The sequence below is a fragment of the Borrelia nietonii YOR genome, from assembly GCF_023035795.1.
GTDB lineage: Bacteria > Spirochaetota > Spirochaetia > Borreliales > Borreliaceae > Borrelia > Borrelia hermsii.
Genome location: NZ_CP073153.1, coordinates 143734 through 168187, shown reverse-complemented (window position 1 = coordinate 168187; position 24454 = coordinate 143734). Strand labels below are relative to the sequence as shown.

General features: G+C 29.4%; 22 protein-coding genes. 15 read left to right on the top strand and 7 right to left on the bottom strand.

Annotated elements, in window-relative coordinates; all coding sequences use genetic code 11:
- Window positions 1–257: 257 nt before the first annotated feature.
- The 5 genes from bhYOR_RS06105 to bhYOR_RS06085 form a co-directional block, all read right to left on the bottom strand.
- Window positions 258–1688 carry a BTA121 domain-containing protein surface lipoprotein gene (locus bhYOR_RS06105; RefSeq protein ID WP_247088481.1) on the bottom strand — a complete coding sequence of 477 codons (1431 nt, stop codon included), beginning with the start codon at window positions 1686–1688 and terminating at the stop codon, window positions 258–260.
- Window positions 1689–2012: 324 nt separating this feature from the next.
- Window positions 2013–2993, bottom strand: a complete 981-nt coding sequence (locus tag bhYOR_RS06100) for a BTA121 domain-containing protein surface lipoprotein (protein WP_247088479.1) — start codon at window positions 2991–2993, stop codon at window positions 2013–2015.
- A gap of 287 nt (window positions 2994–3280) precedes the next feature.
- Window positions 3281–4306 carry a BTA121 domain-containing protein surface lipoprotein gene (locus bhYOR_RS06095; RefSeq protein ID WP_025434252.1) on the bottom strand — a complete coding sequence of 342 codons (1026 nt, stop codon included), beginning with the start codon at window positions 4304–4306 and terminating at the stop codon, window positions 3281–3283.
- Between the two features lie 259 nt (window positions 4307–4565).
- Complete coding sequence (locus tag bhYOR_RS06090) at window positions 4566–6329, bottom strand: BTA121 domain-containing protein surface lipoprotein (protein ID WP_407933130.1); 1764 nt, start codon at window positions 6327–6329, stop codon at window positions 4566–4568.
- A 164-nt stretch (window positions 6330–6493) separates the two neighbouring features.
- Window positions 6494–9163: a BTA121 domain-containing protein surface lipoprotein gene (locus bhYOR_RS06085; protein WP_025434250.1), complete on the bottom strand. Its 2670-nt coding sequence runs from the start codon at window positions 9161–9163 to the stop codon at window positions 6494–6496.
- A 564-nt stretch (window positions 9164–9727) separates the two neighbouring features.
- Between bhYOR_RS06085 and bhYOR_RS08160 the strand changes: the two genes are divergently transcribed.
- The 14 genes from bhYOR_RS08160 to bhYOR_RS06020 all read left to right on the top strand — a co-directional run bounded on the left by bhYOR_RS08160 (window position 9728) and on the right by bhYOR_RS06020 (window position 21597).
- On the top strand, window positions 9728–9850 hold the full coding sequence (locus bhYOR_RS08160) for a hypothetical protein (protein WP_257722530.1): 123 nt from the start codon (window positions 9728–9730) through the stop codon (window positions 9848–9850).
- Between the two features lie 1365 nt (window positions 9851–11215).
- Window positions 11216–11545: a GPW/gp25 family protein gene (locus tag bhYOR_RS06080; RefSeq protein WP_025400356.1), complete on the top strand. Its 330-nt coding sequence runs from the start codon at window positions 11216–11218 to the stop codon at window positions 11543–11545.
- On the top strand, window positions 11542–12402 hold the full coding sequence (locus tag bhYOR_RS06075; protein ID WP_025434249.1) for a DUF276 domain-containing protein: 861 nt from the start codon (window positions 11542–11544) through the stop codon (window positions 12400–12402). Before bhYOR_RS06080 ends, bhYOR_RS06075 begins: the two co-directional genes overlap by 4 nt.
- Window positions 12389–12988 carry a DUF735 family protein gene (locus bhYOR_RS06070; RefSeq protein ID WP_241763745.1) on the top strand — a complete coding sequence of 200 codons (600 nt, stop codon included), beginning with the start codon at window positions 12389–12391 and terminating at the stop codon, window positions 12986–12988. Before bhYOR_RS06075 ends, bhYOR_RS06070 begins: the two co-directional genes overlap by 14 nt.
- Window positions 12989–13017: 29 nt before the next feature.
- Complete coding sequence (locus tag bhYOR_RS06065) at window positions 13018–14127, top strand: DUF685 domain-containing protein (RefSeq protein WP_025400353.1); 1110 nt, start codon at window positions 13018–13020, stop codon at window positions 14125–14127.
- 118 nt (window positions 14128–14245) lie between these two features.
- The gene (locus bhYOR_RS06060; protein WP_080684304.1) at window positions 14246–14413 is read left to right on the top strand and encodes a BlyA family holin; all 168 of its coding nucleotides are present in this window, start codon (window positions 14246–14248) and stop codon (window positions 14411–14413) included.
- A gap of 17 nt (window positions 14414–14430) precedes the next feature.
- Window positions 14431–14805 carry a BlyB family putative holin accessory protein gene (locus bhYOR_RS06055; protein ID WP_025400352.1) on the top strand — a complete coding sequence of 125 codons (375 nt, stop codon included), beginning with the start codon at window positions 14431–14433 and terminating at the stop codon, window positions 14803–14805.
- Entirely contained in the window at window positions 14802–15167 is a 366-nt protein-coding gene (locus bhYOR_RS06050; RefSeq protein WP_025400351.1) for a BBA14 family lipoprotein, read from the top strand. Before bhYOR_RS06055 ends, bhYOR_RS06050 begins: the two co-directional genes overlap by 4 nt.
- 440 nt (window positions 15168–15607) lie before the next feature.
- On the top strand, window positions 15608–16717 hold the full coding sequence (locus bhYOR_RS06045) for a plasmid maintenance protein (protein WP_025434248.1): 1110 nt from the start codon (window positions 15608–15610) through the stop codon (window positions 16715–16717).
- Between the two features lie 32 nt (window positions 16718–16749).
- Window positions 16750–17316 carry a DUF226 domain-containing protein gene (locus tag bhYOR_RS06040; RefSeq protein WP_025400349.1) on the top strand — a complete coding sequence of 189 codons (567 nt, stop codon included), beginning with the start codon at window positions 16750–16752 and terminating at the stop codon, window positions 17314–17316.
- On the top strand, window positions 17292–18044 hold the full coding sequence (locus bhYOR_RS06035; protein ID WP_025400348.1) for a ParA family protein: 753 nt from the start codon (window positions 17292–17294) through the stop codon (window positions 18042–18044). The genes bhYOR_RS06040 and bhYOR_RS06035 overlap by 25 nt, the downstream gene beginning before the upstream one ends.
- 57 nt (window positions 18045–18101) lie before the next feature.
- Complete coding sequence (locus tag bhYOR_RS06030; RefSeq protein WP_025434247.1) at window positions 18102–18647, top strand: chromosome replication/partitioning protein; 546 nt, start codon at window positions 18102–18104, stop codon at window positions 18645–18647.
- A 1034-nt stretch (window positions 18648–19681) separates the two neighbouring features.
- Entirely contained in the window at window positions 19682–20242 is a 561-nt protein-coding gene (locus bhYOR_RS06025) for a hypothetical protein (RefSeq protein ID WP_025400346.1), read from the top strand.
- 2 nt (window positions 20243–20244) lie between these two features.
- Entirely contained in the window at window positions 20245–21597 is a 1353-nt protein-coding gene (locus bhYOR_RS06020) for a PBSX family phage terminase large subunit (protein ID WP_025434246.1), read from the top strand.
- 226 nt (window positions 21598–21823) lie between these two features.
- Here bhYOR_RS06020 and bhYOR_RS06015 read toward each other — a convergent pair whose 3' ends face one another.
- The gene (locus bhYOR_RS06015; RefSeq protein WP_025400344.1) at window positions 21824–22432 is read right to left on the bottom strand and encodes a hypothetical protein; all 609 of its coding nucleotides are present in this window, start codon (window positions 22430–22432) and stop codon (window positions 21824–21826) included.
- A gap of 340 nt (window positions 22433–22772) precedes the next feature.
- Between bhYOR_RS06015 and bhYOR_RS06010 the strand changes: the two genes are divergently transcribed.
- Window positions 22773–23714 carry a hypothetical protein gene (locus bhYOR_RS06010; protein ID WP_025400343.1) on the top strand — a complete coding sequence of 314 codons (942 nt, stop codon included), beginning with the start codon at window positions 22773–22775 and terminating at the stop codon, window positions 23712–23714.
- Window positions 23715–23956: 242 nt separating this feature from the next.
- Here bhYOR_RS06010 and bhYOR_RS06005 read toward each other — a convergent pair whose 3' ends face one another.
- Window positions 23957–24409, bottom strand: coding sequence for a hypothetical protein (locus bhYOR_RS06005; RefSeq protein ID WP_025434245.1), 453 nt, complete (start codon window positions 24407–24409; stop codon window positions 23957–23959).
- Window positions 24410–24454 lie beyond the last annotated feature (45 nt).

Sequence of the window (24454 nt, the reverse complement as noted above, 5' to 3'; positions counted from 1 at the left end):
TCTCCTTTTTAAAATTAATCTATAATTTAATCTATTATTATAGAAAATCTATTACTAATCTATTACTAATTAATAATATCATAATACCGCAATATACTGCCCTATAATAAACATTTCTATTTACATAACATATCAATATTTATTGGTATGTTATGTATAAATAAAAAGCCTTAGATTAATTATTACCTAAGGCTTAACCAATATTCTTAATTACTGCTTTTAATTGCTTATCTTAACACTACTTTTAAAGATTAATCCTAAGGATTACTCTTAGCATCAGCTTCATTTTTAATGTTTAAAAAATGATCCGTATAAATACTCTTTCTAATTCCGCTATTATACACAGCATCAAGAGTAGATTCATTAAAGATCTTTTTTATTTCCAATAAATACCTAGAATTGAAATTGGTCAACTTTTCTGATAAGTCCTTTTTTTCTCTCGCGTTTTTAACACCCTTAATAGCTTCTAAAGCCTCGTCTAGAATTTGCGAAGTCTCTGAGCGAGTCTCCATAATTTCCTCAACCTTATCCTTACCCAAATTACCTAACAATGTATAAAACTCAGTATTAGTATAAGTCTTGTAACCTTCAGCAAGGCCAATATCAGGATCAATTACTACTTTTCGCATATTCTCAATTACTTCATAATAATTAGGCATCGATCCATATACCTCTTTACCCTTTAGAGCGCTTTCGGCATCAGCTTTAAGCTTAATAAAATCAAATTCATTGGCTTCCATAAACCCAGCATACTGCTGCTCAGCACTATACAAATCATTACAGAATAAGTCTTTTACATACAGTTGATACTTATCCTCGATATCATAAAAATCATCATCAAGTTCTAGTGTTGCCACAGTCGCATCAAATCCTAGTCCTACTATAAGTGTATATGCTTTTAAAGACCCAATAACATTTAAAGCTGCAGGCATTTCTTCTTTAATCCGCTTTGAATGAACTTGTATCATTTCCCTCAACTTAATATCCTTTAAAACATCTCTTAACCAGAGAAAAGAGCGATCAAATTCAGTATGACTATGCGTTATGCTGGTCATTGGGTCTCCTATATTTGGATTGGTTGCCACATCTCGTATATAATCAATTCCTTCTTGCTCATCAGCAGAAAAACTTGCATATAGCCTTTCAAACTCCATAACGCCTTCAGCACTAGCTTTAATATTAGGAAACTGCCCCGAATAATTGCTATTTATAGCTTTATCATGCACAGAATCAGGAGTAGTTCCATTAAATACCCGTCTCAGTTCACTTAAGTAGAAGTCCTCCTCTGATTTTAACCAATCTTGCAATTCTTGCAATTCTCGTTTTAATGTTGCTCCATTAAGATTATCAATTGCTAGCTGGGCTTCCTTTCGTTCTTTAAAGGGACCTAAATAAGCTGCTATAATTCCTTTAAGCCTAGCATCACCCAAGTTAACTAACAAGTTGTAAAACTCAAGATCAGTATAAGTCTTGTCACCTGAAGTTCCTACATCCGAATCAGTTACTGCACTGCGTATATACTTAACTAATTCCACCTCTTCACCCTGTAGCTTAAATGTGCTTAAAAGCTGATCAAATTTAACATCTATGGTCTCTTGCTTATCATCCCTTTTAGCCCTTGACAAATCTTTATCTACAGTTGCCACGCTAACAGAAGCACCTCCAGCTGCACCTTCTTTCGACTTCAAATTGCAGCTTATTACTAGCAGTATTAATATAAACAATAAATTATAATACCTGCTCTTCTTCATTAAATATCTCCTTCTAAATTAGAATTAATTCATATTAAAATTAATCTATAATCCAATCTATTATCATATCAAACCTATTATTGCATTATGGCAATAATACAATAATACTACCATATTATCACTAATTATTACTTCTAATTATTAAAATCCTTAAATTAAATTTTTAAATCAAAAGCCTTAGACATCTAATCTAAGGCTTAACTAATATTCTTAATTACTGCTTTTAATCGCTTCTCTTAACACTACTTTTAAAGATTAGTCCTAAGGATTACGCCTAGCATCAGCTTCATTTTTAATGTTTACAAAACTAACAATATAATCAAGACTATTTACAGCCTGATTATAAATCAGATCCGGAGTAGGGCCACTAAATACCAATTTTAAACGAGATGGATAGCCGTCCTCTAACACATTTAACCGATTTAGCAAGTCTTGTCTTGCTTGACTGTCTTTAACACGATTAATAACATGTAAAGCTTCATTCTTTGCAGTAACATTATTGGCATGCAATCTTATAAGCTCCTTAACCCTAGCAATACCTAACTTACTCAATAGCTCATAAAACTCAATCCTATTCTTATAAGTCTTATATCCATGACCCCTACCAATCTTAGGATTAGTTACTATCTTTATCATATAATTAACCACTAATCTCTCTTTTGCAACCAGTTCTAGGTATAGTTCTCCAACCTCTGTAACGCCTTTTGCATCGTCTCTAATCTCAATAAAATAACCCTCAGACTCACCATTATAATCCATCAGATTATCATAAACATTCTTAACATGATAGTCACTAAACGCATTCTTTAAAACCAAATTATATGCTCTCACCCTCAATCTAAACCTATCTGAAAGTTCCCCCTTCATTTTCCCTTCTCTAACAACTGCAAGGGCTGCTTTAGCCTCTTTTAGCCTTTCCAAGGTCCTGAAATGAACTCCTATTATCATCTTAATCTTAAAACCACCTAAACCATACAAAAGATTATAAAACTCATTACTATTATACGTTCTATAATCCTGATCAAAATCAACACTAGGATCCATTGCTACACTTCGCATATACATGACTACTTCCCTTTCTTCATTATGTAGCCTAAATTTATCTAAAAGCTTATTAAGCTTAATATCAGCTACAATTAATTTAGGATCGTCCTTTCTTCCAAATCCTAAATCACAACCTATTATTAGCAACAATAACAATATTAATACTAATAACAAATTATTACTATATCTTGTCTTCATCATAAATATCTCCTTCTAAGTTAAAAATTAATCCATTATCATACCTAACCTACCATTATAAAATTAATCATTGTCTTAACAATTATATTATCATATAAAATCCATAATTATCATATAATAATATTATTATATGATAATATATCAATCATTTATTTACTTTAATTTACAATACTTAAGTTAAAGACATTAATTATTTCTAATTATTAAAAGCCTTAGATTTAAATTTAGATTTAAATATCTAAGGCTTTTACTTTACTTAAAACTTACTGCTCTTGAAGAGATTGCTCTTAAGGATTGCCCTGCTCAGCTGCTATAATGTCTAGAGCATCATTCTTAATCTTAGTAAACTCAGCAGCAGAATTGGTATTGCTATTGGCATTGCTATCTATAGCTTTATTATATATCTGATCAAAAGAAAATGGACTAAATATCCGTTTTAATTCCGAGGAATAGCCATACTTTTGCACACCCAACCTACCTTTCAATGCAAGTCTTAATCCCTCTTTCTTAATATCTTTAATAACCGCTTCAGCTTCATATAACGCTTTAACATGTACAATATGAAATCCTATAATTTCCTTCAATCTAGCATCATTCAGGTTGTTCTTAAATAAACTATAAAAACTATCATTAGAATACGTTGAATAACCGTACCCACGAGCAATATTAGAATTAGTTAATGCGCTTCGCATATACCAAACTACTCTACTCTCATCATCAGACAGACTGGCACATAGTTCTTCAAGCTCACTAATTTGTCTAATAGAGGCTTTAACAGTAGCAAACTTATTCAAATTCCTCATATCTATAGCTTTATTATATACCTCACCAGGGGTAGATTCATTAAATACCTGTTTTAGCTCTCTTAAATAAAAGCTCTCCTCCGCTTCTAACCCATATTTTAATTGCTGTTTTAATGCATCTTCCTTAACACCTTCAATATCTGTTTCAACTGTTTTTTTTGCTTTATATATGTCTAAATAAACTTTTATAATTTCCCTAAGCCTAACATCGCCCAAGCCAACTAACAAATCATAAAACTCAGAATCAGAATACGTCCTGTCACCTGAGAGCCCTGCATTAGAATCAGTTACTACTCCTTGTATATACCTAAATGCTTTCCTCTCTTCACTCTGCAACCTGAATGTATCCAAAAGATTATTAATTTTAGCTTTTATACCCTCAACTGCTGTCTTTACTCTAATCGGATTTCCTCCAGATGCAATACCATCTTGGGCATCTGATTTACAACTTATTACTAGCAATAATAGAAACATTAATACCATCAAAGAATTATAATATTTTATTTGCACTATAAATACCTCCTTTTTTAAGTTTAAATAAATTTAAATAAATCTATTATTATACAGAATTCATTAATCCAAACCCATTAGTATGGACCTACTATTTGCATAATAATTATTTGTTGATTTTAATTTACGATACTTAAATAAATATATTGCCACTACTTCTTTATTTAAAAGTCTTAAATTTAAACACCCAAAGCTTAATTTGACTGTTCTTAAAACTTACTGCTCTTGAAGAGATCCCTCTTAAGGCTTGTCTAGCTGCTTACATGCCTAGAGCATCATTCTTAATGGCTATAAAACGATTTGAACTATCATTCTTTGTAGCTGCTTTATACACTTGATCAGCAGCAGAACTATTGAAGAACTCCTTAAGCTGAATCAAATAGAACTGTTTTTCCGATAAAAATTTATGTTTAAGTTCTTCTTTTAATTGATCTTTCTTAACACTCTCAACAGCTCTTAAAGCTTTTTCTTGCATTTCTAAAACCACTTGCATATTTTCTATAATTTTCCTAAGCCTAGAAGAACCCAACTTACCTAACATTTCATAAAATCCAACATCAGAATACGTCTTGTAACCTTTATCACGACCAATACCTGGATCAGTTAATGCATTTTGCAAATACTCAACTGCTTTTTGATCATCATCAGAAAGACCTGCATATAGATTTTCATATTCCATAAATCGTGTAGCTCGCTTTTGAATCATCAAAACCTTACCCATATGCCAATTACCATGTATAACATCATCATGTATATATTCAACAGGATATTGATTGAATGCTCTCTTTATACTCAATTTAAAGATAGCCTCGTAATTATTACAAGCAAGTTCCAATTCGTCTCTTGCGGGTTTTAAATTAATACCCTTAATAACGCCTCTAACATCTACTAGTTCTCTAAAGCGCACCTTAAGCTTTTCTATCATTTCTTTAACCCTAAAAGGACCCAACGTACCTAATATAGAGTAAAACCTAACATTAGAATGCGTCTTATACCCTTCAGTACTACCAATATCAGAATTAGTTACTACACTTCGTACAAACTCAATTACTTTTAATTCTTCCTCAGAGAGCTCTTTATTTTGAGCTTCAATTTCTATAAGTTTCAAAGCTTTAAGTCCAAGATAATCAAAATTATCCGCCCATTCTTTCATACTGTCATTCTTAAGGCTTATCATTGAACTAATCTTATTAGGCTCATAACTTTGAAATGCATCTTTTAGATAAAACTTATATTGCTCACTGAAATCATCAAACTCACCCTTAAAGCTTTGTCTTACTTCTGCTATAGCAATCTTATCAATAGCAGTCCCAACTTCTTTTTGTAATTTCAAAGACTTTAAATGAAACTCTATAATTTCCTTAAGTCTAAGCTCGCCTAAATCAACTAATATAGAATAAAACTCATCATTAGTATAAGTCTTAAAACCAGACTTCTTACCAATAGAATAATTAGTTAATACACTTTGTATATACTTAATTCCTTCTTTTATCTCATCGCTTTGTAGCTTAAATGTGCCTAAAAGCTTATCAAGTTTAACTTCTACGTTCTCCTCTGCATCAACCCCAACATCAACTTCAGAAGTACTTCTAACATTACGCTTTTTAGATTTTGGCAAATCTTCACCCACACGTGCTCCAAGCGCAGGTTTTTTAAACTGGCCCTTTCCAATCAAACTTCCCCCAGATGAGCTTCTTCCATATGAACTATTACTAAATGAGTCACGTCCATATGAACTGCTGCTAAAGGAGCTTCTTCCATATGAACTACTACTAAATGAGTCACGTCCATATGAACTGCTACTAAAAGAACTTCCTCCATATGGACTACTGCTTCCATATGAACTACTGCTAAAGGAGTCACGTCCATATGAACTACTGCTAAAGGAACTTCTTCTGGGTGAGCTTTTTCCAAGTAAACTCCCTCCAGATAAATTATCTTTAAGTAAGCTATCTTCCTTGGATTTCAAATTACAACTTATTACTAGCAATAATAATAGTAATAACAAATTATGATGTCTCATCTTTACCACTAAATATCTCCTTTTTAAAATCAACCTATTATCTATTTGATCTATTAATTACATAATACCATATTATTACACAATGCTTATAAAAGCCTTAGACTTAAACCCAAGGCTTAAACTTATTATTCTTCAGACTTACTGCTCTTAGAAGGATCACTCTATTAATTACTCTGTTGATTTTCTATTCTGCGCTGACATTCCTTCGAAAATAACATCACACGATCTAAGAAATCATCCCCTGTAATTGCTTTATAAATCTCATCAACAGTAGACTTATTGAAACACTCTTTAACCTTCAAGAGATAATGAATATTCCTTTCCAAGAGAACCTTACGATGCAATTCTACTTTTAATTGCCCTTCCTTAGCAGTTGCAATCAATCTTAAGATTATGTTTAACATGTCCAAAAATTCGCTAATGTTTTCTATCATTTCTCTAACCTTAGCAGGGCCCAACTTACCTAATACTTCACGAAACTCAAGCTCAGTATAAGTCCTGTAACCTTCACTCTTACCAATATCAGAATTAGTTGCTGCTTTTTGTAGATACTTAATTATAAAGCCCTCTTTACCAATAAGCTTTGCATATGTATTCTCATAATCTATAAAGTATAAAATTCGATTTTTAATCTTAGCAAACTCAGTATCATACCAACTACTATCCATAATCTCATCATACACCTCTGTAGCAGTAGAATTATTGAATACTCTCTTTATATCCAATTCAAAAAGCCCCCTGTAATTATTACAAGTTTCTCTCAATTTGTATCCTACTAAGCCTAAACGCATACTCTCAATAACTTCCTTAAGGGCCTCTAAGTCTGCTACAGAACCCATCTTAAACCTTTCTATCATCTCTTTAACCCTAAAAGGACCCAACTCACCTAATACTTCACGAAACTCAAGCTCAGTATAAGTCCTGTAACCTTCATCCCTGCCAATATCAGAATTAGTTACTATCCTTTGTACATCATTAATAACTTCATTCTCTCTCTCAGACAACTCTGAACGTAAAAATTCAATAGCTATAAAATTCATAGCTTTAAGTTTAATATCATTAAATCTATTCATACAGTCTTTCATATTCTCATTCTTAAGACTTATCATCAAATTAATCTTGTCAGGATCAGACTCTTGAAATGCAGCTTTTAGATACAATTTATATTGCTCATCGCAACCATAAAGCTCAGCTTTCACGTTTCGTCTTACTTCTGCTGTAGCAATCCCATCAATAACATTCCCAACTTCTTCTAGTAATTCCAAAAACTCTAAATGCAATTTAATAATTTCCTTCAGCCTAAGTTCGCCTAAATCAATTAATATGGAGTAAAATTCAAGCTCAGTATATGTCTTGTAACCTTTAGCATTGTCAATATCAGGATCAGTTACTGCACTTCGTATATACTGAATTACAAATCCCTCTTCGCCTGGAAGCTCTGAATATAGCTTGTAATAATCCATAAAGTGTATAGCTTGTCCTTTAATCTTAGCAAACTCAGTATCATACCAATTGCTATCCATAATCTCATCATACACCTCTGTAGCAGTAGGATAATTGAATACTCTCTTTACATCCAATTCAAAAAGCCCCCTGTAATCATTACAAGCACGTCTCAATTCGTCTCTTAATGAACTTAAACTAACTCTATCAATAACTTCTATAACCTCATCAATTCCTACTTCAGAACCTATCTTAAACCTTTCTATCATTTCTCTAACTCTAGAAGGACCCAACTCACTTAACATGAAGTAAAACTCCACATCAATATATGTCTTGTAACCTTCAGCACTACCAATATCAGAATTAGTTACTATCCTTTGTACATCATTAATAACTTCATTCTCTCTCTCAGACAACTCTGCGCGTAGAGATTCAATAGCTATAAAATTCATAGCTTTAAGTTTAATATCATTAAAATTATTCATACAGTCTTTCATATTCTCATTTTTAAGACTTATCATTAAATTAATCTTGTCAGGATCAGACTCTTGAAATGCAGCTTTTAGGCACAATTTATATTGCTCATTGCAATCATAAAACTCATCCCTCAAGTTTAGAATTACTTCCTCTGTAGCAATCCTATTAATAGAATCCACGACTTCTTTTAGTAATTCCAAAAACTTTAAATGAAATTCTATAATTTCCTTAAGTCTAAGTTCGCCTAAATCAATTAATATGGAGTAAAATTCAAACCTAGTATATGTCTTGTAACCTTCAGCACTACCAATATCAGGATCAGTTACTATGCTTTGTATACTATCAATTCCTTCTCTTATCTTGCCACTTTGTGGTCCAAATGTGCCTAAAAGCTTATTAAGCTTAACTTCTATGTTCTCCTCTGCATCAGCAGCAGCTCTAGGAGTACCTCTCATATCACTTTTTTGATCCTTACTCAAATTCAGACTTAAATGCTCTTCAAACACAGGCATTTCAAGCCTTTCGAAACCCTCATCTACATGTCCTCCAAGCGCAAGTTTTTCAAGTTTTTCCAAACCCTCACCTACAGGTCCTTCAAACACAAGTTTTTCAAGTTTTTCCAAACCCTCACCTACAGGTCCTTCAAACACAGGACTTTTAACCTTTAAGAAATCTGTACCTACAGGACCTCCAGGTACAGAGCTTGCAACTTTTGGAGAATCTACACCTACAGGTCTTTTAAACCCAGAATTTCGAAACAAACCCTTTCCAATCAAGCTTCCTCCAGGTGAGTTACTTCCAAGAAAACTCCCTTTAAACAGGCTGTATTTAAGAATTTTATCTTCCTCAGGTTTCAAACTACAACTTATCACTAGCAATAATAACAACAAACTGTAATGTTTTTCCCCCACCACTAAATATCTCCTTTTAAGTTAAAAATTAATTAAAATTAAATCTATTATCATATCAATTACTTAACATCATATTATCACACAATGATCATTTATTGATTTTAAACCAAAAATAAATCCTCTATTGCTTATCACATATTGTTTATCGCAAAACATTAAAACACCATAACAATATTAATTGATGTATATCTTACATTATTATATGCTATTAACTAACTGTAATTAACCCTTAAGATTAAAGAGAATATTTTGAAAACTAATTTAAATATTAATTTATCATTAATAGATATTTAACTGCCAAAATTATAAAAAAACAAGGCTATCAACACAACAAAAAAAACAATAAATAACACTCAAATAACTGCAAGAATTTCGTTCTCGTAATTTAATCTAATAAAAAAATTTGACAAAAATAAGCGCTCTAAAAGACCCACAGGCAATTTATGCAAAAATTAAAATAAAAAGTTTAAACTACAAACCCTAGACTTTCACAATATATTTTGATAGTATTAATTTATACTAAGTATCAAAATATATTTGATACAATTTCAAGATAAAGGATAAAAGATGAAAAAATATGTATTTCTATTATTACTATTAATGACAATGCTTTCGTGCCAGTCTGTAGATGAAGATACTGAGACAGATAATAAGTATGGAGATGGGTATAAGAGCGAACACAAATGGTAAAATTTGTACAGGAAAGCAAAAATAAAGTTAAAATTACATAAAAATATAATTTACAAGCTTTAACAACTCTCAAGAAAAAAGAGATTATATTAATCCTTTTTAAAGTGAGTGTTGTCTTTAAAAGCTTACACATCAATATGCGCCATCAGTTATTTACTGGTGGCCTATATTTTCTTTACAAAATTAATATTAAAAATAGTGCTTAGATTGCAACTAATAATTTGCAAATGTCCAATACCTTGCAAATTATTACACAAAAATATCAAGTAACTAACCCATATTTATCTGTCATTTAATCAGATAAAATGAATACTTAAAATAAACATATTATTCCCTTAAAGATTTTATGCCGCAAATACCCACGAATGTTAAAAAATTTAAACAATAAGCCCTTATACAAAGATAAGACCTTAGGTTCAACAAATGAAAACCCTTGGTATTATTTTATATATTTATCTTATTTGTAAGTAAGAATTAAAAACCCATAAAATTAACAACTTATAATACAAAATTTTTAAATTTTAACGTGCATAATACCTGAAAATTTAAATTATTAAAAAACTATTGAATTTTTATACTTTTATTATTGCAGATCATTAATTAAAAATGTATAATACAAATACATAATAGAAATACGACTGTAAGGTTGAAGTATCGTAAAGTGTATAAAACAATATTATCTTCATTTATTCTCTTAAGGTTCCCATGTGGTGCTTTTGTAAAAAAAGGGTACCACGGGGAATCTGAATTTAAAAACATAATAAAAGCTAAGGCTGGGTCTATATTGAAAGAAAAATAACTTCATATCTAAAAAATAACCTACTTTAAATTAAAAAATTTAAAGTAATAAAAATGGAATTTTATTTAAAAAATCAACGAATCTCATTTTTATATTCTTCTCACCTTGGAGACTCTTTAATTTTAAAGAGTCTCTTTTTTAAAGAAAAAATAATTTATATGCAGCACAAACCAATTTACTCTTTACAAATTGTCTTATTCCAAACATCATATTTTAAGAAAATACCCAGTAAATGCCTTAAATAAGTACTTTGATTAATTTACTTAAGAAAAATCAAACTAAAGTCAAACTAATTTAATAATAAAAATTATATTATAATAATTTAATAATAAAGTATTGATTTTAAATCAACTTTGAGTTAGAATAGTATTCAGACAAGTAAATATTTCCAAACTACAAGGAACTATGATATTAAATTCGATGTTTAACATCGAATTTTTTAATTTAACTTTAAATCTAATCCTTAGTTCTAGATCAAATCTAAAAATATATTATTTTAAATATTTAGCAAAAAATATATTATTTTTTGCTAAATATGCTATAATTAATTTCTAAGGCAATTAAAAATGGATATTAAAATAGATAATCAATTTAATATAATTTTTGATAACGATTTAAAAATAGTAGATGGACTTGATGAACAAAAACAAAGATTATTTTTATATCTAAAAACACCCGTTGGTAGTCTTCATAACAAAAACTATGGACTTAACTTTAAGTTTTTCCTAAAACTCTTAAAGATGCAAAAAACAAATGATATTAAAACTTTTTTTGCAAACAATTTAAAAACCCTCAATATTGACATCTTAAATATCAAAACAAGACAAGAAAATAAAAAAATAATATTACAATTTTTTCTAGCCGGAGATACTCTAAGTATGGAATACAATTTATGAAAATACTATTTGACAAAGAAATTGGAATCCTTACAAAATCAATAGAAGAGATACAAAATGCAAAGAAAGAAATACTTAAAAAAGAATATAATCTTTCAATAAAAGATGACTCGATATTTGACATAATAAATTACCCAAGCTCTGCAATCGATATGGAAATAATTAAAGTTTTAAATGAACTATTTACAACACTTAAAGAAGGGGGAACATACTTTCAAAATTTACAAAAATCTCTAAGCATACCCAAAAGTTCAACTTACGATGCAATAAAACAAGCACTTCTAGAAATTCCACATGTAAAGTATGCAAATATCATAAGTTCAGCAGGAACAATTGAAATTTACATAATATTCACGCCTGAGTACAGTGAAACTGGAATCATTGATGAGGAAACACGAATAAATATTTGGCAAGCAATATACTATACAGCTCCAAGTGGCACAGCCTTCCAAGGGCAAATAAAACTTGAGTTTCTAAACAAAAACCAGCAAAAAAAGACATACAGATTTAGCTTAGGAATCAATAAATATGCATATTTAAAAGTATTATACAAAACCGAAACAGAAGCAATACATAAAGAAATAGATGGACAAATACGAGAAATTTACAGAAAAATTATTAAAGATAAATATAAAGACATGGGAATCTCGTTCAGGTATCAAGATTTTTTAAGTCCTGTAAGCTTAATTAAAGGAATTAAAAGCATACGAGTTGGCATTTTCATAAAAGAGAACTTAAATACTAAAATAACACAAATTAAAGAATCTGAATTTATGTTCAATACCGATGTTGAGATTAAAGAAAATGAACTGATCTCTTTTAATGAAAACTTAAGACTTATAATTGACAGAGAATAGGGCAATGGAAACAATACCAAAATTTCTACAAAATACACAGATTGCAAAAATCATACAAAGCGAACTTATCTTCAAAAAACAGCTACTAGGGGAGCTTAATGAACTACTAGAAAATTTTGATACAATCAATGTAGAAGAAAGTATCAATTCAAGACACATTGCATTGATGATGCTATCATTATTTAATGCATTTCATTTAAAAAAAGGACTTAAAAAAGATCTAATCAATTCACTTAAAGCATTAATATTTGCACTAAAATCAATAGGAACAGATGAAAGTTTTCATTTGCTCTTTAAGGCATTCTCACACGCAAGAGTTGAGGTAACAGTTAATCCGAACATACCTGGAGAGATTATTATTAAATTACTTGATAATATTAGGTCACCAATTAAATTTAAAATAGCTGGCAAAATTAATGGAAAATTAAAAATTATTATAGTTAAACACAAAGGAAAACTTAAAAAACTTGCATCTAACTATATTCCAAAGGACTTTAAAAATTCAATTTATGGATTTATTAAATCCCTAATTCCTGCTGGCAGAACCATTAAAATTTTTGACACTTACAATAAAGAAATAAAATAAATTTAGATTATTTTAAATAAGGAGATTATATGGACCATGAAGATGAAGGCGCTGAAGAAAGCATACAAATAAAAGATTTTAACAGAAAAATTAAAGTCAATGAGAATGACCTAATTCCCATTGACGATATTGTGGAGGAAACTTACGCAATTACATATAAAAACTTACTTGAACAAATTAAAAAAGATACATTCTACGAAGGACTTGAATATTTCAAAAAAGTCATAAGAGACATAATATCTAGAGAACTGCTTGAATATGAATCTCACATAGAAAAAATGTATTTAAAGATAATCTGTAAGCTAATAGGGCTTAAAACAGAACCAAGCAGTATTGATTTTAGTGCTCTATTTAACAAAATCAAGGAAACACTAATTCAAAATTTAAATCAGTCTGGACATAATGTGAAATTGAACAAGATATCAGTCTACAATCCAAACAAACGAGATTTCGAATTAGTTGAATTTCAAACCCTTATTGACAATTTAAAAGAAGTTTTTGCAGAAAGCACTACACTAGAAGAACTCAAAGAATATGCAAGAATAACTTTTGCCAGAATAGATGATTTTCAAAGAGTAAACAATTCTTTAAGTCAAATCTATGTAAAAAAGAATGAACTGCACAAAGAATTAAACCTTGCAATGAACTTTATCAGACCACGGACTGAACAAGATTTGAACTTAGAATTCATTGCATTTTACCCAAATACGAACTCATTATATAGATTAACATCGCACAAGTACTTAAAAGGAATTCCTTATGGCTTTCAACATTGGGGAGCAAAAGCAACAACTGATGTTTATTACTCTTATCATGAATTTAGCAACAAGATGTTAAGGATAGACATTAGGAGTGACAAAGTAGAATTAAGATTCCCAAGAAACCTTAAAGAACAATGCATTTACCTTAATATATTTCTTAATATCACAAGTATGACAAATACCAATGATATAATGACAAAAAAACTTAATGCCAGGTTTTCAGAAAATAGCGATGCATCACAATATGCAAGCTTATTTTTCTACAGCGGAAAGCAACACAATATAACAATGCCAATTCTTGCAGGATGGTATCAAGTAAAACACGCCATATACAACGATGATGAAAATCAAGATATCCCACATCTTCTTAAAATATAGTTTTTGTATATTTAATTTTTGCTAAATTTATGTTAATATGTAAATATAACAAAATTAAACAGTTTATCTCTCAAATACAAAATAACACATCTAATATACATTTAAAATGGAGGACAATATGAATACGCTATTTAACTTCCTATCAAATATTGCCGAGACAAAACTTATAATCATTGGGGGCATTGCATTACTTACATTAATCCCCCTAGCATTACTCTTGAAACCTGTAATAATTGATGTAATTCAAATAATTAAACGTTTACTTGACAAAGGAAACAAAAAATAAAATTTAAGGAATAAATTATGTTAAACAAAAACAATACCAACTTGGGAATAATCTTTCTTCAAAACTTAATGGAATTTTTTGGGTACAGTGACACCTCTGACGATGAAATTTTTGAAATAGGAATAAAAAAAGCCATTGATATTTACAAATACATGAATACTCTTTACTTGACTTCAATGCAAAAAATGGAAGTTAAAGAATGCAAACAAATAGTCATTGAACTTGAAACCATACTTAACAAAATTCATAATCTTATTAACGCAATTAACGCTGATGCTGATCCTGCATTAATTGAAGAATTACGCCTTGAACGCAATACCCTCATGGAAACCAAAACCAAATTACTCAAAGAAGAATTAGAAGTAAGGGGCAAAAAGGGGGGGAAAAGATGAAGACAAAATTAACTCTAGGTCTAATTACTCTATTGCAATTCATCATACTAAATTGTACTTCCATAGCTTCACTACCAGAAGAACCTGAGGCCCCTATTGAGCCTACACTTAAGAACTTAAGCATATATGAAGCAAAGCTTGCAAGTTATGCATTGTATCTAGAAACATTTTTAGTTAGAACTAAGCAAAAATTCAAAGATTCAAGCTTTCCAACCTTTACACTACTAGATTCCAATGTTCTAAGAGAAGAGCACACACTAGAGGCAGTTAAAGACAATATAGGACACCTAAAACATTACATAAATAATACAAAACCAATAGCTATTTCTGTATACAAAAAATATAGTAAATTAAAAAAGTAAATTTAAAAAACATCACCATTTACTCTTTCATAAAAAAGTCCCAAATAGGGACTTTTTATTTTAATACCTTCAAATAAAACCATATTTCAAGGCAAATTTTAACAAAACAAAGAATATTGAAAAAAACATTAAAGATTTAAAAGAATTAACACGACTTGCCCTTTAACAAGGCTCGTCCATTTCCAATTAATTTTAAATAAAAATTACTAGTACTTATTTTCTCTTAATACAAGTGTTTACTTTTATGATATAGCAAAAACATAAGTTTGTAAAGCACTTTTCAGAGAAAACAAACACAATAAAAAAATAAATCAATATTTAACCTTATAAAAAATAAATTTAATTTATTTTCATATTTGCTAAAACAAGTATTTACTTTTAAGATAAATTGTATTATTAATTAACTTAAGACTTATAAATACTTATATTAGGAGTAAACAATGGAAATCAAAAGTATAAAGGGCAAAACCAATAGATATCAATACAACTTAATTGTACTTATATCAACACTTAATTTCATGAATTTCAAACTAAAGCGATACACACAAAAGAACATTTTATATTTTTTCAATGGCAACTTAAAGAGGAACAATCAAAAGATAGTCAAGATCAAAACACTACAGAATTATTTATACGCACTTGAGAAAAAGTTTAAACTCACACTCAACTATTGCAAACACCTAGGCAAGCAATGCGGCAGTGAAATTTATTATACGCTACAATATTCAAAGAAGGAATGTCATGCCAAGATAAACTCACATTTCAAGCATCTTAAGGAAGAGAAGACAAACAAGTTTCAAGAAAGGGTAAGGATTTACGAAAAAGAAAATGGGAGTCCAAAATGGGAGTGTATTAATAGTATTAATAATAATAAAAAAGAAGAAGAGATATTAGTCAAATACATAAGCAAATGCCACTTCAAGACTGATCTACCCTTCATTTTATTAGATCTAGAAATAGACAGGACATTAAAGATAGAACTTATAAAGGAAATAAAAAGGCATGAGAAGTACATAAAATCACTCTCAGCTGAAGATCTAGCTTTAATTAAGGACCAGCTTAAAAGTGGGCAAGTAGGATGCATTGAGGGCTTTTTAAAGCAGAAGGGATACTTAAATGGAACTGTTCAGTCTAAGAGCAGCAAACAGGCACTTAAAGTAAAGAAACTTAAGGAAGTTTTAAGTCAAAGGGAATTAGAACTTAAGGAGCAAAATTATGATGAAGAGGCATTAAGAGAGGAGTTTAGTAGAATATATGAAGCTTATAAAGAGAAGCCTCATTTCATAATAGAACAAGACAAATATGAAGACCTAGATCGTCTAATAAGGAAAATAAAAAGCAACATCAAGACTTACCGAAAACAAGAAAGCGGAGGAGATGATATAAAAAACAATATTTTTAGTATATTATTAGAACAGTTAAGGCACAGAGTAGATATTAGCATATTGGTACCTGCCTTAAAGAAATTCATTAATACTAAGGATGAATTAAAGTATAGCAAAGTGGTTGATAATACATACTATTACGAATTGCTTAAGATTATAAAGTAATAAATTATTAATTATACCAAGGAAAAGGAAGGATGGTGGCTTTACTAGAATTATTGAAGCAGAAGAAAAAAGAAATAGATCCCAAGAACCAAAGGAAGGGAAAGAGTAATATTTTCTCTAAAGTAGAAGAGATTAATAAACGCAAAATATATCATACTAAGATATTTAACGACTTTTACACATTTGGAATAAGTAAGAATGAGCCAACTAAGTTTTTCATATCGCTTAGAGGGATTTTCAACATAGAAGATATAAGCATGTTTCATTTATTTTCAATAAGAGATAATGATGATTTTTTGGGTATTTATTATGGGATTAAGAAATTAGACAAGGCATTTTTAGTAAAAAATTTTAATAAGAGGGAGACTTATACTTTAAGGAAGTGTGAGTACATAGAATTTAGATTTAAGAAGGGCGGGGTTTTTTGTTATTTAAGTGGCCTGCATAATTTATTAAAAAAAGATAAGGTTGGAAGTTCCTACTATCAGACTTTACTGAGCATACTCCTAGAATTAGAGAGGGAACTTTATGCATTTTATGGGAAAAAATTACCGGAAGGGGGTATTATTCCAAAATGGATACAAAAGAGACAAAAGTAATTACAGTGGCATCAATTAAGGGTGGGGTAGGTAAGAGCACCACGAGTCTAATATTTGCGACGCTTTTATCGCAATCTTTTAAGGTATTAATTATAGATATTGACACACAAGCATCAACCACCAGTTATTATTTTAATATCATAAAGGAACAGGGAATAGATTTATTTAATCGGAATATATATGAAGTTTTAATATCAAATCTGCATATTGATAGTTCTGTTGTAAACATTAATAGTAATTTAGATTTAATACCAAGTTATTTAACTTTGCACAAATTTAATTCAGAGTCTATTCCTTATAAAGAATTTAGGTTAAAGGAACAATTAAAGTTATTGGGGTTTGAGTATGATTACATAATACTTGATACTAATCCTAGCTTAGATTTTACTTTAACTAATGCTTTAGTATGTAGCAGTTACATCATTGTGCCAATTACGGCAGAGAAATGGGCAGTTGAGAGTTTAGATTTATTTAATTTTTTCATAGAAAAGTTATCTATAAAGGCTCCTATTTATTTACTTAATACTAAGTTTAAAAAGAATAATACGCATAAAGAATTATTAAATATTTTAAAGGAAAATGACAATTTTTTAGGTACAATATCTGAAAGGGAAGATTTAAATAGAAAAATAGCTAGGAACGATGTTTTTGATTTAAGTAAAGATTATATAAGGGAGTATCAAAGTACGCTTTTAACTTTAATGAGTAAGATAGGCATTATGGCTTAAGCTTAAATAATAATTTACGTACACTTAGTGTACGTAAAAGGTAAAGGAGGGTTAGAAATGGGAATAGAGGTTAATAAGAGGAATTTAGCCAAGGAACTTTCACCTGAAGAACAGATATCTATTCACTATAATAAGCTTAAGGAGAGATTAAAAATTAATTTTCAAAAAGAAATCTTTTGTAAAATTGAGGCAATGAAGGTATTAAAAGAGATTAAGGATAATGAATATTACAAGCTTGACAATTATGCTAGTTTTGACGATTTTGCTAAAGATTATCGGCTTGCAAGGACTCAGACTTATAAGTATTTAAAGATAGCTACTGCTATTGAGGAAGGGATTGTGGAGGAGAAGTACGTCATTAACAATGGGATTAATGGGACCATGTTTTTATTAAGGAATAAAGAAGGTGTTCATATAAAGAAGTCGAAACAAAATCCGTTAAAGCCTTTGAGATTTCAGCTTAAATGTTCCGATGCATATGCATTTTATAAGCAAAATTCTAAACTTACAAGCTTTCTTTTAGAGAAAATTTTCTCAGAGGAAAAGGAATTTTTAGCAAAAATAAAAAGTCAATTCGAGTCTTCAAAGAGGGGGAAAAAATAGGATAATAGATTTGTGATGTTGGATTTATTTCTAAGAATTTTTTGAAAATAAGCTCATAATGTAGATAGGCCAAAGATCTTAGAAATAAACCTAACATGGAGAGAGTAAAAGCTTTAATATTTTTGTTTAATTTTCAAGCATTTATGTAAAAATGTTTTGGTTTTTGGTTTTTTTGTAGGTAAGTGGAATTTAAAATGAACAAAGAAACGTTAGAGTAATCAATTTTTTTAAATGTTTTTGGTATTTTTTTTGTTTTTTTAAAAAAAAATTTCAAAAAAACTTTGAAAAATATTTGCAAAATGTTTGAAATTGTTATATATTATAGTTAGTACAGATTGACATGCAATGTGTCACTCTTAATATAAGGACCTGTTACCTTAAAGGGTTTATTAGGGACTTTGAGGCCAGAGTTCCTAATAAACCCTTTAGTTTTTGAGCAGTAAGTAATAATATTTTTTCATAAATTCTCTTTATTGGGGCAATAAGCCCCTGGTCCTAAGAGTATAAAAATAGGAATTTGGAATATTTTGTTGATTTTGGGTTTTAGTGCAAAGCAAAACTTTATGTTTTTAAAAATAGCATAAATTTAAAATCAATTTTATTTCTTTATACTTTATGAAAGTTTGGATTGACATTACTCTAGTAATATTTTGGTATTACATTTTTGTATGACACTTCTTAAGTAATAGATTTTAGGGGCAATCCTTGTAGGATTGATAAGTTTTATTATTTTTTATTGCTAGTTAATTTAATTTAATCTATGTTTTATGTTAAAATTACAATTAATATTATATTATTTATTAATTTGAAGGTGATGCTTAACTTGAATTTATTTTTAATAATACTTTTCTCCTTTTTGTAGATATTGGATTACGTCCAATATCTATTTTATGTGTATTTGTTTTTTTATATGTAATAGATTTGCCAGGCAGTCAAGTTTTTGCGTTAATATTTTAGGCTTTTATTGAATTTGAAGTGATTTTGAAATGATTAAATCTTGTTTTTTTGTAAAAACTCGTTTACAATTTATTTAAATGGCATTTAAAAATAGGGAAGCAAAATATAATATTCTATTTAAATCAAATTTAAGTACAGCTGATATTGCAAATATTTTGGATGTTAGTGAATCTACTGTTTTAAAAGTCAAACTTAATATTTTAGGCGAGCTTGCAAGTAATCTGGGTAGCACTGATACTACGTCTAGGTCTTCTAGTGATGTTGATTTGGGTGAGCTTGCTAGAGATGCAACTTGTGAGGCTTATAGGCTTGAAGAGGAACGTGATAGCTTTTATAAGTCATTTTATAAAATTGCAAATTCTTACATAAATTCTCATTTTAAATACAAAGAACTTATTTTTAGGTCTGATTTTAAAAAGTTAATTGATGTTAATAGTGAAATTTTAAATTTAGAAAAGGAAATAAGTAATAGTGATGATGAGAGTTTATGTAAGAAACTTAGATTTGATTTAAAGCACAAGATTTATAAGAAGAATTTCATATCTAAAAAACTCATTTTAAATGATATGAGGGAAGATTATGAGTGTTTGATTAAACTTAAAGAAATTTTTAAGTTTAAGGGCTTAAAGTTGGGGTAATCTTGGAGTTAAATGATTTATCAGTTGCAATTAAATTGCAGAAAAGATTTAAACAAAAATTTAATATTGATATTGCCACATTTTTACAAAAAAAATTAAAGGAAATTGATTTTAAATCGTTTGAAGAGAAGTATTTAACCCTTAAACAGAGGGAAGTACTCTTGGATTTAAATAATAATTTTTGCTCTAAAATAATCTTTAATGGTGGAATATCTAGTGGTAAGACATTCTTAGCATCATATTTACTTATTAAGTTTTTGATTCAAAATAAAGATTATTACCACAAAGATACTAACAATTTTATTGTGGGAAGTTCCATTGGTGCATTGCTTACCAATACACTTAAACAGATAGAGAAGATATGTAATCTTTTAAATGTAGAGTATGTTTTAAAGATTTCTCGCAGTGTTTCATGCACCATTGCGGGCTTGACACTTAATATTTATGGTGGTAAGAATAGTGATGCTTTCTTTAGGATTAGGGGTAGTAATTCTGCTTTGGTGTATGTCAATGAGGCGACCTTAATGCATAAAGAGACTTTGCTTGAAATAATGAAAAGACTTAGACAAAAACCAGCCATTATTATTTTTGATACCAATCCTGATAATCCTGCACATTACTTTAAGAGTGATTATATTGATAAAAAAGATATATATAGGACATATAATTTTAGTATTTATGATAATCCTTTAAACTTGAAAGATTTTATTGAAACACAAGAGATGATTTACAATAATTTATCTGCTTATAAGGCCCGAGTACTCTTAGGAGAGTGGACTGCTAGTACTGATGCGTGCTTTAATGAGGTTATTCTTAATTGTGATTATACATTTAAAAGTCCAATTATGTATGTTGATCCTGCGTTTTCTGTTGGTATGGACAATACCGCAATTTGTGTGCTTGAGAGGGTGGGAGATAAGTATTATGCATATATTTATCAGGATAGAAAACCTATAAGTGATAATTCGATTCTTAATGCAATTTGTGTGCTTGCAGAGAACTTTAATATCAATACACTTTATGTTGAGGATCGAGATAATACCGATGGACATGGATTTTTAACAAAAATTATGATATCTCTCCGGCAAAGCATGAATCATTATTTTAAAATATCAGCGGTTAAACCTTTAAGCAATAAGTTTGTGCGAATATGTACTCTAATACCCTTATTTAATGCCCGTAAGATAGAGTTTTTAAAGATTATGGATAAAAAGGTTATTAATGATATTTATAGCTATAGTGGTGCTTTTAAAGGCAAAGATGACGCTCTTGATGCTTTGAGTGCTTGTTATTTACTCTTAAGTCTTGAATATAAAGATAAACATAAGCATTTTGCTACGAGCAGATATATTTAACTTGCATAGATTATTAAGTAGAAGTTTAAATTCAAAGCCACAGCCTTAAAACTGCAGCTTACGTAATTCTTCAAGTCTATTATAATGGAAGAATCATTATAAACATGACTTTTTTAAAAATATAGTTCAATTTTTAGAAATATACACATATTTTTTAAAAATTGTGTGAAATTGAGCATTTATTTTTGAACTGTTTGATTTTTTATTTATATTTTTTATTTATGTGCTATATGTTATGTGCAATATGTTTCCTCCAAAAATGCTTTAAATAATTTTTAACAGATTTTAATTTATCTTTGTTATTTCTGTTGTTTATTAGGTGCGACACTAAACTTATGGGAAATAGCAAGTTTATTATTGTGTTGGTGCTTGCATTATTACTGGTACTAAGGTTAAAGATTTTGATTAAATATTCATCTTTGTTTAGTTCTTCTATGTATTGTTCCGCAAACTGTTGAATTTCTTGTGCAATATTTTGCTTATCTATAGCTAAGGTCTGGTTTTGTTTTATGCCTTTGCTAAAGGATTCTTTAATAAATATTCGTCTTTGATTATCAAGTGCAATAATTTGTTTTTTTGAGTGTTGAACAATTCTCTCTTGTTCTTCTTGCGCAAGTTTTTCGACTTTTTCTTTTACTTGTTTTGCAATTGTTTTGATAAATTGTTTGGCTTGTTCTTGATCTTGATCCTTATTGATTTCATAATATATTTTTTCTAAACTTGCATTTTCAGAGAGTTGTTCAAGTTTAAGCTCCGATTTGTTTAAGGTTTTATTATTGTCTGCTACAAAATTAGTTAATAAAAATATTATGATTGTAAGCTTTATTTTTTTCATAATTTTCCCTAATTTAAAAATATTGCCCTTTATTAAAAAAGTATAATTTTTATTTGTGATTAAATTAACCTTAATTTAGAAATAATTTATAATTACCTTAATTTTTTTAGGAATTTAGTAATATCCATTTACTTTGGAAAAGTATGACTTAAAGTAAGTGGGTATTACTATAATGAGATTACTTATAAATACTTGAAATTTATTTTATAAATACTTGAAATTTATTATTGATGGTTTAAAATGTGCTGTGGTGTACATGGCTTAGTATATCGTATGTGTTTGTATGTGATACTTATCACAATAATTATTGTGTTGTTTATTATATGAGGGGAGGAGTTTAATGGTTAGAGTAATTATTGTTGTCTTGGCAGTTGTATTATTTATTCCATTATTTGTTTATAGTCAGGATTACTTTCCAAGTTTGGAAGGTATGTGGGAAAGTAAAAATCCATATTTACAAAATGTTAAGGAAGAGAAGGCAGATGTTTTTAAGGATGAATTTGATGATATAACATTGAATAATATAACTTTATCAAAAGTAAATGATGATATTTTTTCCAACCAGAAAAATAAAGTGCCAAAAGGTATAATTGAACAATTTAAACTTCCATCTGTTACATTTGATAAGGCAAAATTGGCAAGTCCTTTTAATAATTTGGATATAAATTTAAGTTTTATTAGAGCAAATCTATCTTATGATGTTAAAGATGGACAGATAGAGTCTGGTAGTCAGCGTAATCAAGTTGTGGAAAAGGTACTAGATGCAAAGTTAAGGAGTATAAGTCTTTTAGTGACAAAACCTGTTAAGAAGATCTTAGGAACGGATTATTTTCCTGAAATTTTACATGAGATGAAAAAAAGAGGATTTAAACCCAGGCATTTATTGATGGTGCTTTTAGGATTTAGAACTGAGGCTGGTGAAGAGATTAATGTAGAGATGAATTTTGATCATTTAAGTATTGTGGAGCAAGCTTTAGAGCAAAAAGATAAAGTTATTGATATTAGTGATAAGACCGCATATGCAGTAAAACTAAATTTTCCTGTTAAATCTGAAAACCATGATAGATTATTATTACCAGGGGAAGTTAAGTATGATAGTTCAACTTCTAAAATAATATTTAGGAGTGAGGGTGAGCTGAATTTTAGTCAAAATGCTTCAATTATGATGCAGAAGCTTGAAATTGTTAAGATCTCTTTAGGTTATGTTGATATGCTAAGGAATTTGATGACTGTAAATCAGTTAAGAGATTTCCTTGATGAGAATACGGATGCTATTTTATGATGCAAATAGTAGTTTAAGAATATGTGTGCCAGGCAAAGATTTAAGTTTACACTTTTTTGTACTTAGCTTTAAGGTATTACTAATTTTCTTTTAAGATATTACTAATTTTAAGTTGAAATGATAAAGATATAAAACAAAATGCACTCTTTAAGAAGTGCATTTTTATTAATCTGTCTGAAGTCTGTATGACGACAGTTTTGTCGATTGCAAAGTTTAAAATAACTTACAATTCCTAAAAGGGTTTATCCTTCTAGAGCATCTGTAAATTTTTTAAGAACATGATTGTAACTACCGACTTGTGCTGCATCGCCATCTGTAAATCCTATAGCTTTAATTACTGCTATAAATTCTTTGTCAATCTCAGCAACATTGGCACCTGCATTTTTTTTAGCAGCTTCAAGTGCTTGTTTAGCAGCTAATGCTTTTGAGAATTTATCTAGATCAGCACCAGTAGCTGTAAATGCAGCATCTAACTTGGCGTCTTGATAAACTTTACCTGCTGTTGCTGGAGGTATAATAGCCTTAATGTCCTCAAAATTTCTGGCAACTACCGTTAGTTTTGCGGGGTCTTTAATAACTTTGATGTAGGCATTGCCTTCTCCTGTTCCAAGCTTTGTTGGATCTACTTTGGAGTCTTGACCACAGCTTAATAAAGCAAATAATGCTACGATAGCACCTAAAATAATTTTTTTCATTAAACATTCTCCTTTTTACCGTATTATTTAACACGATAAGATAAT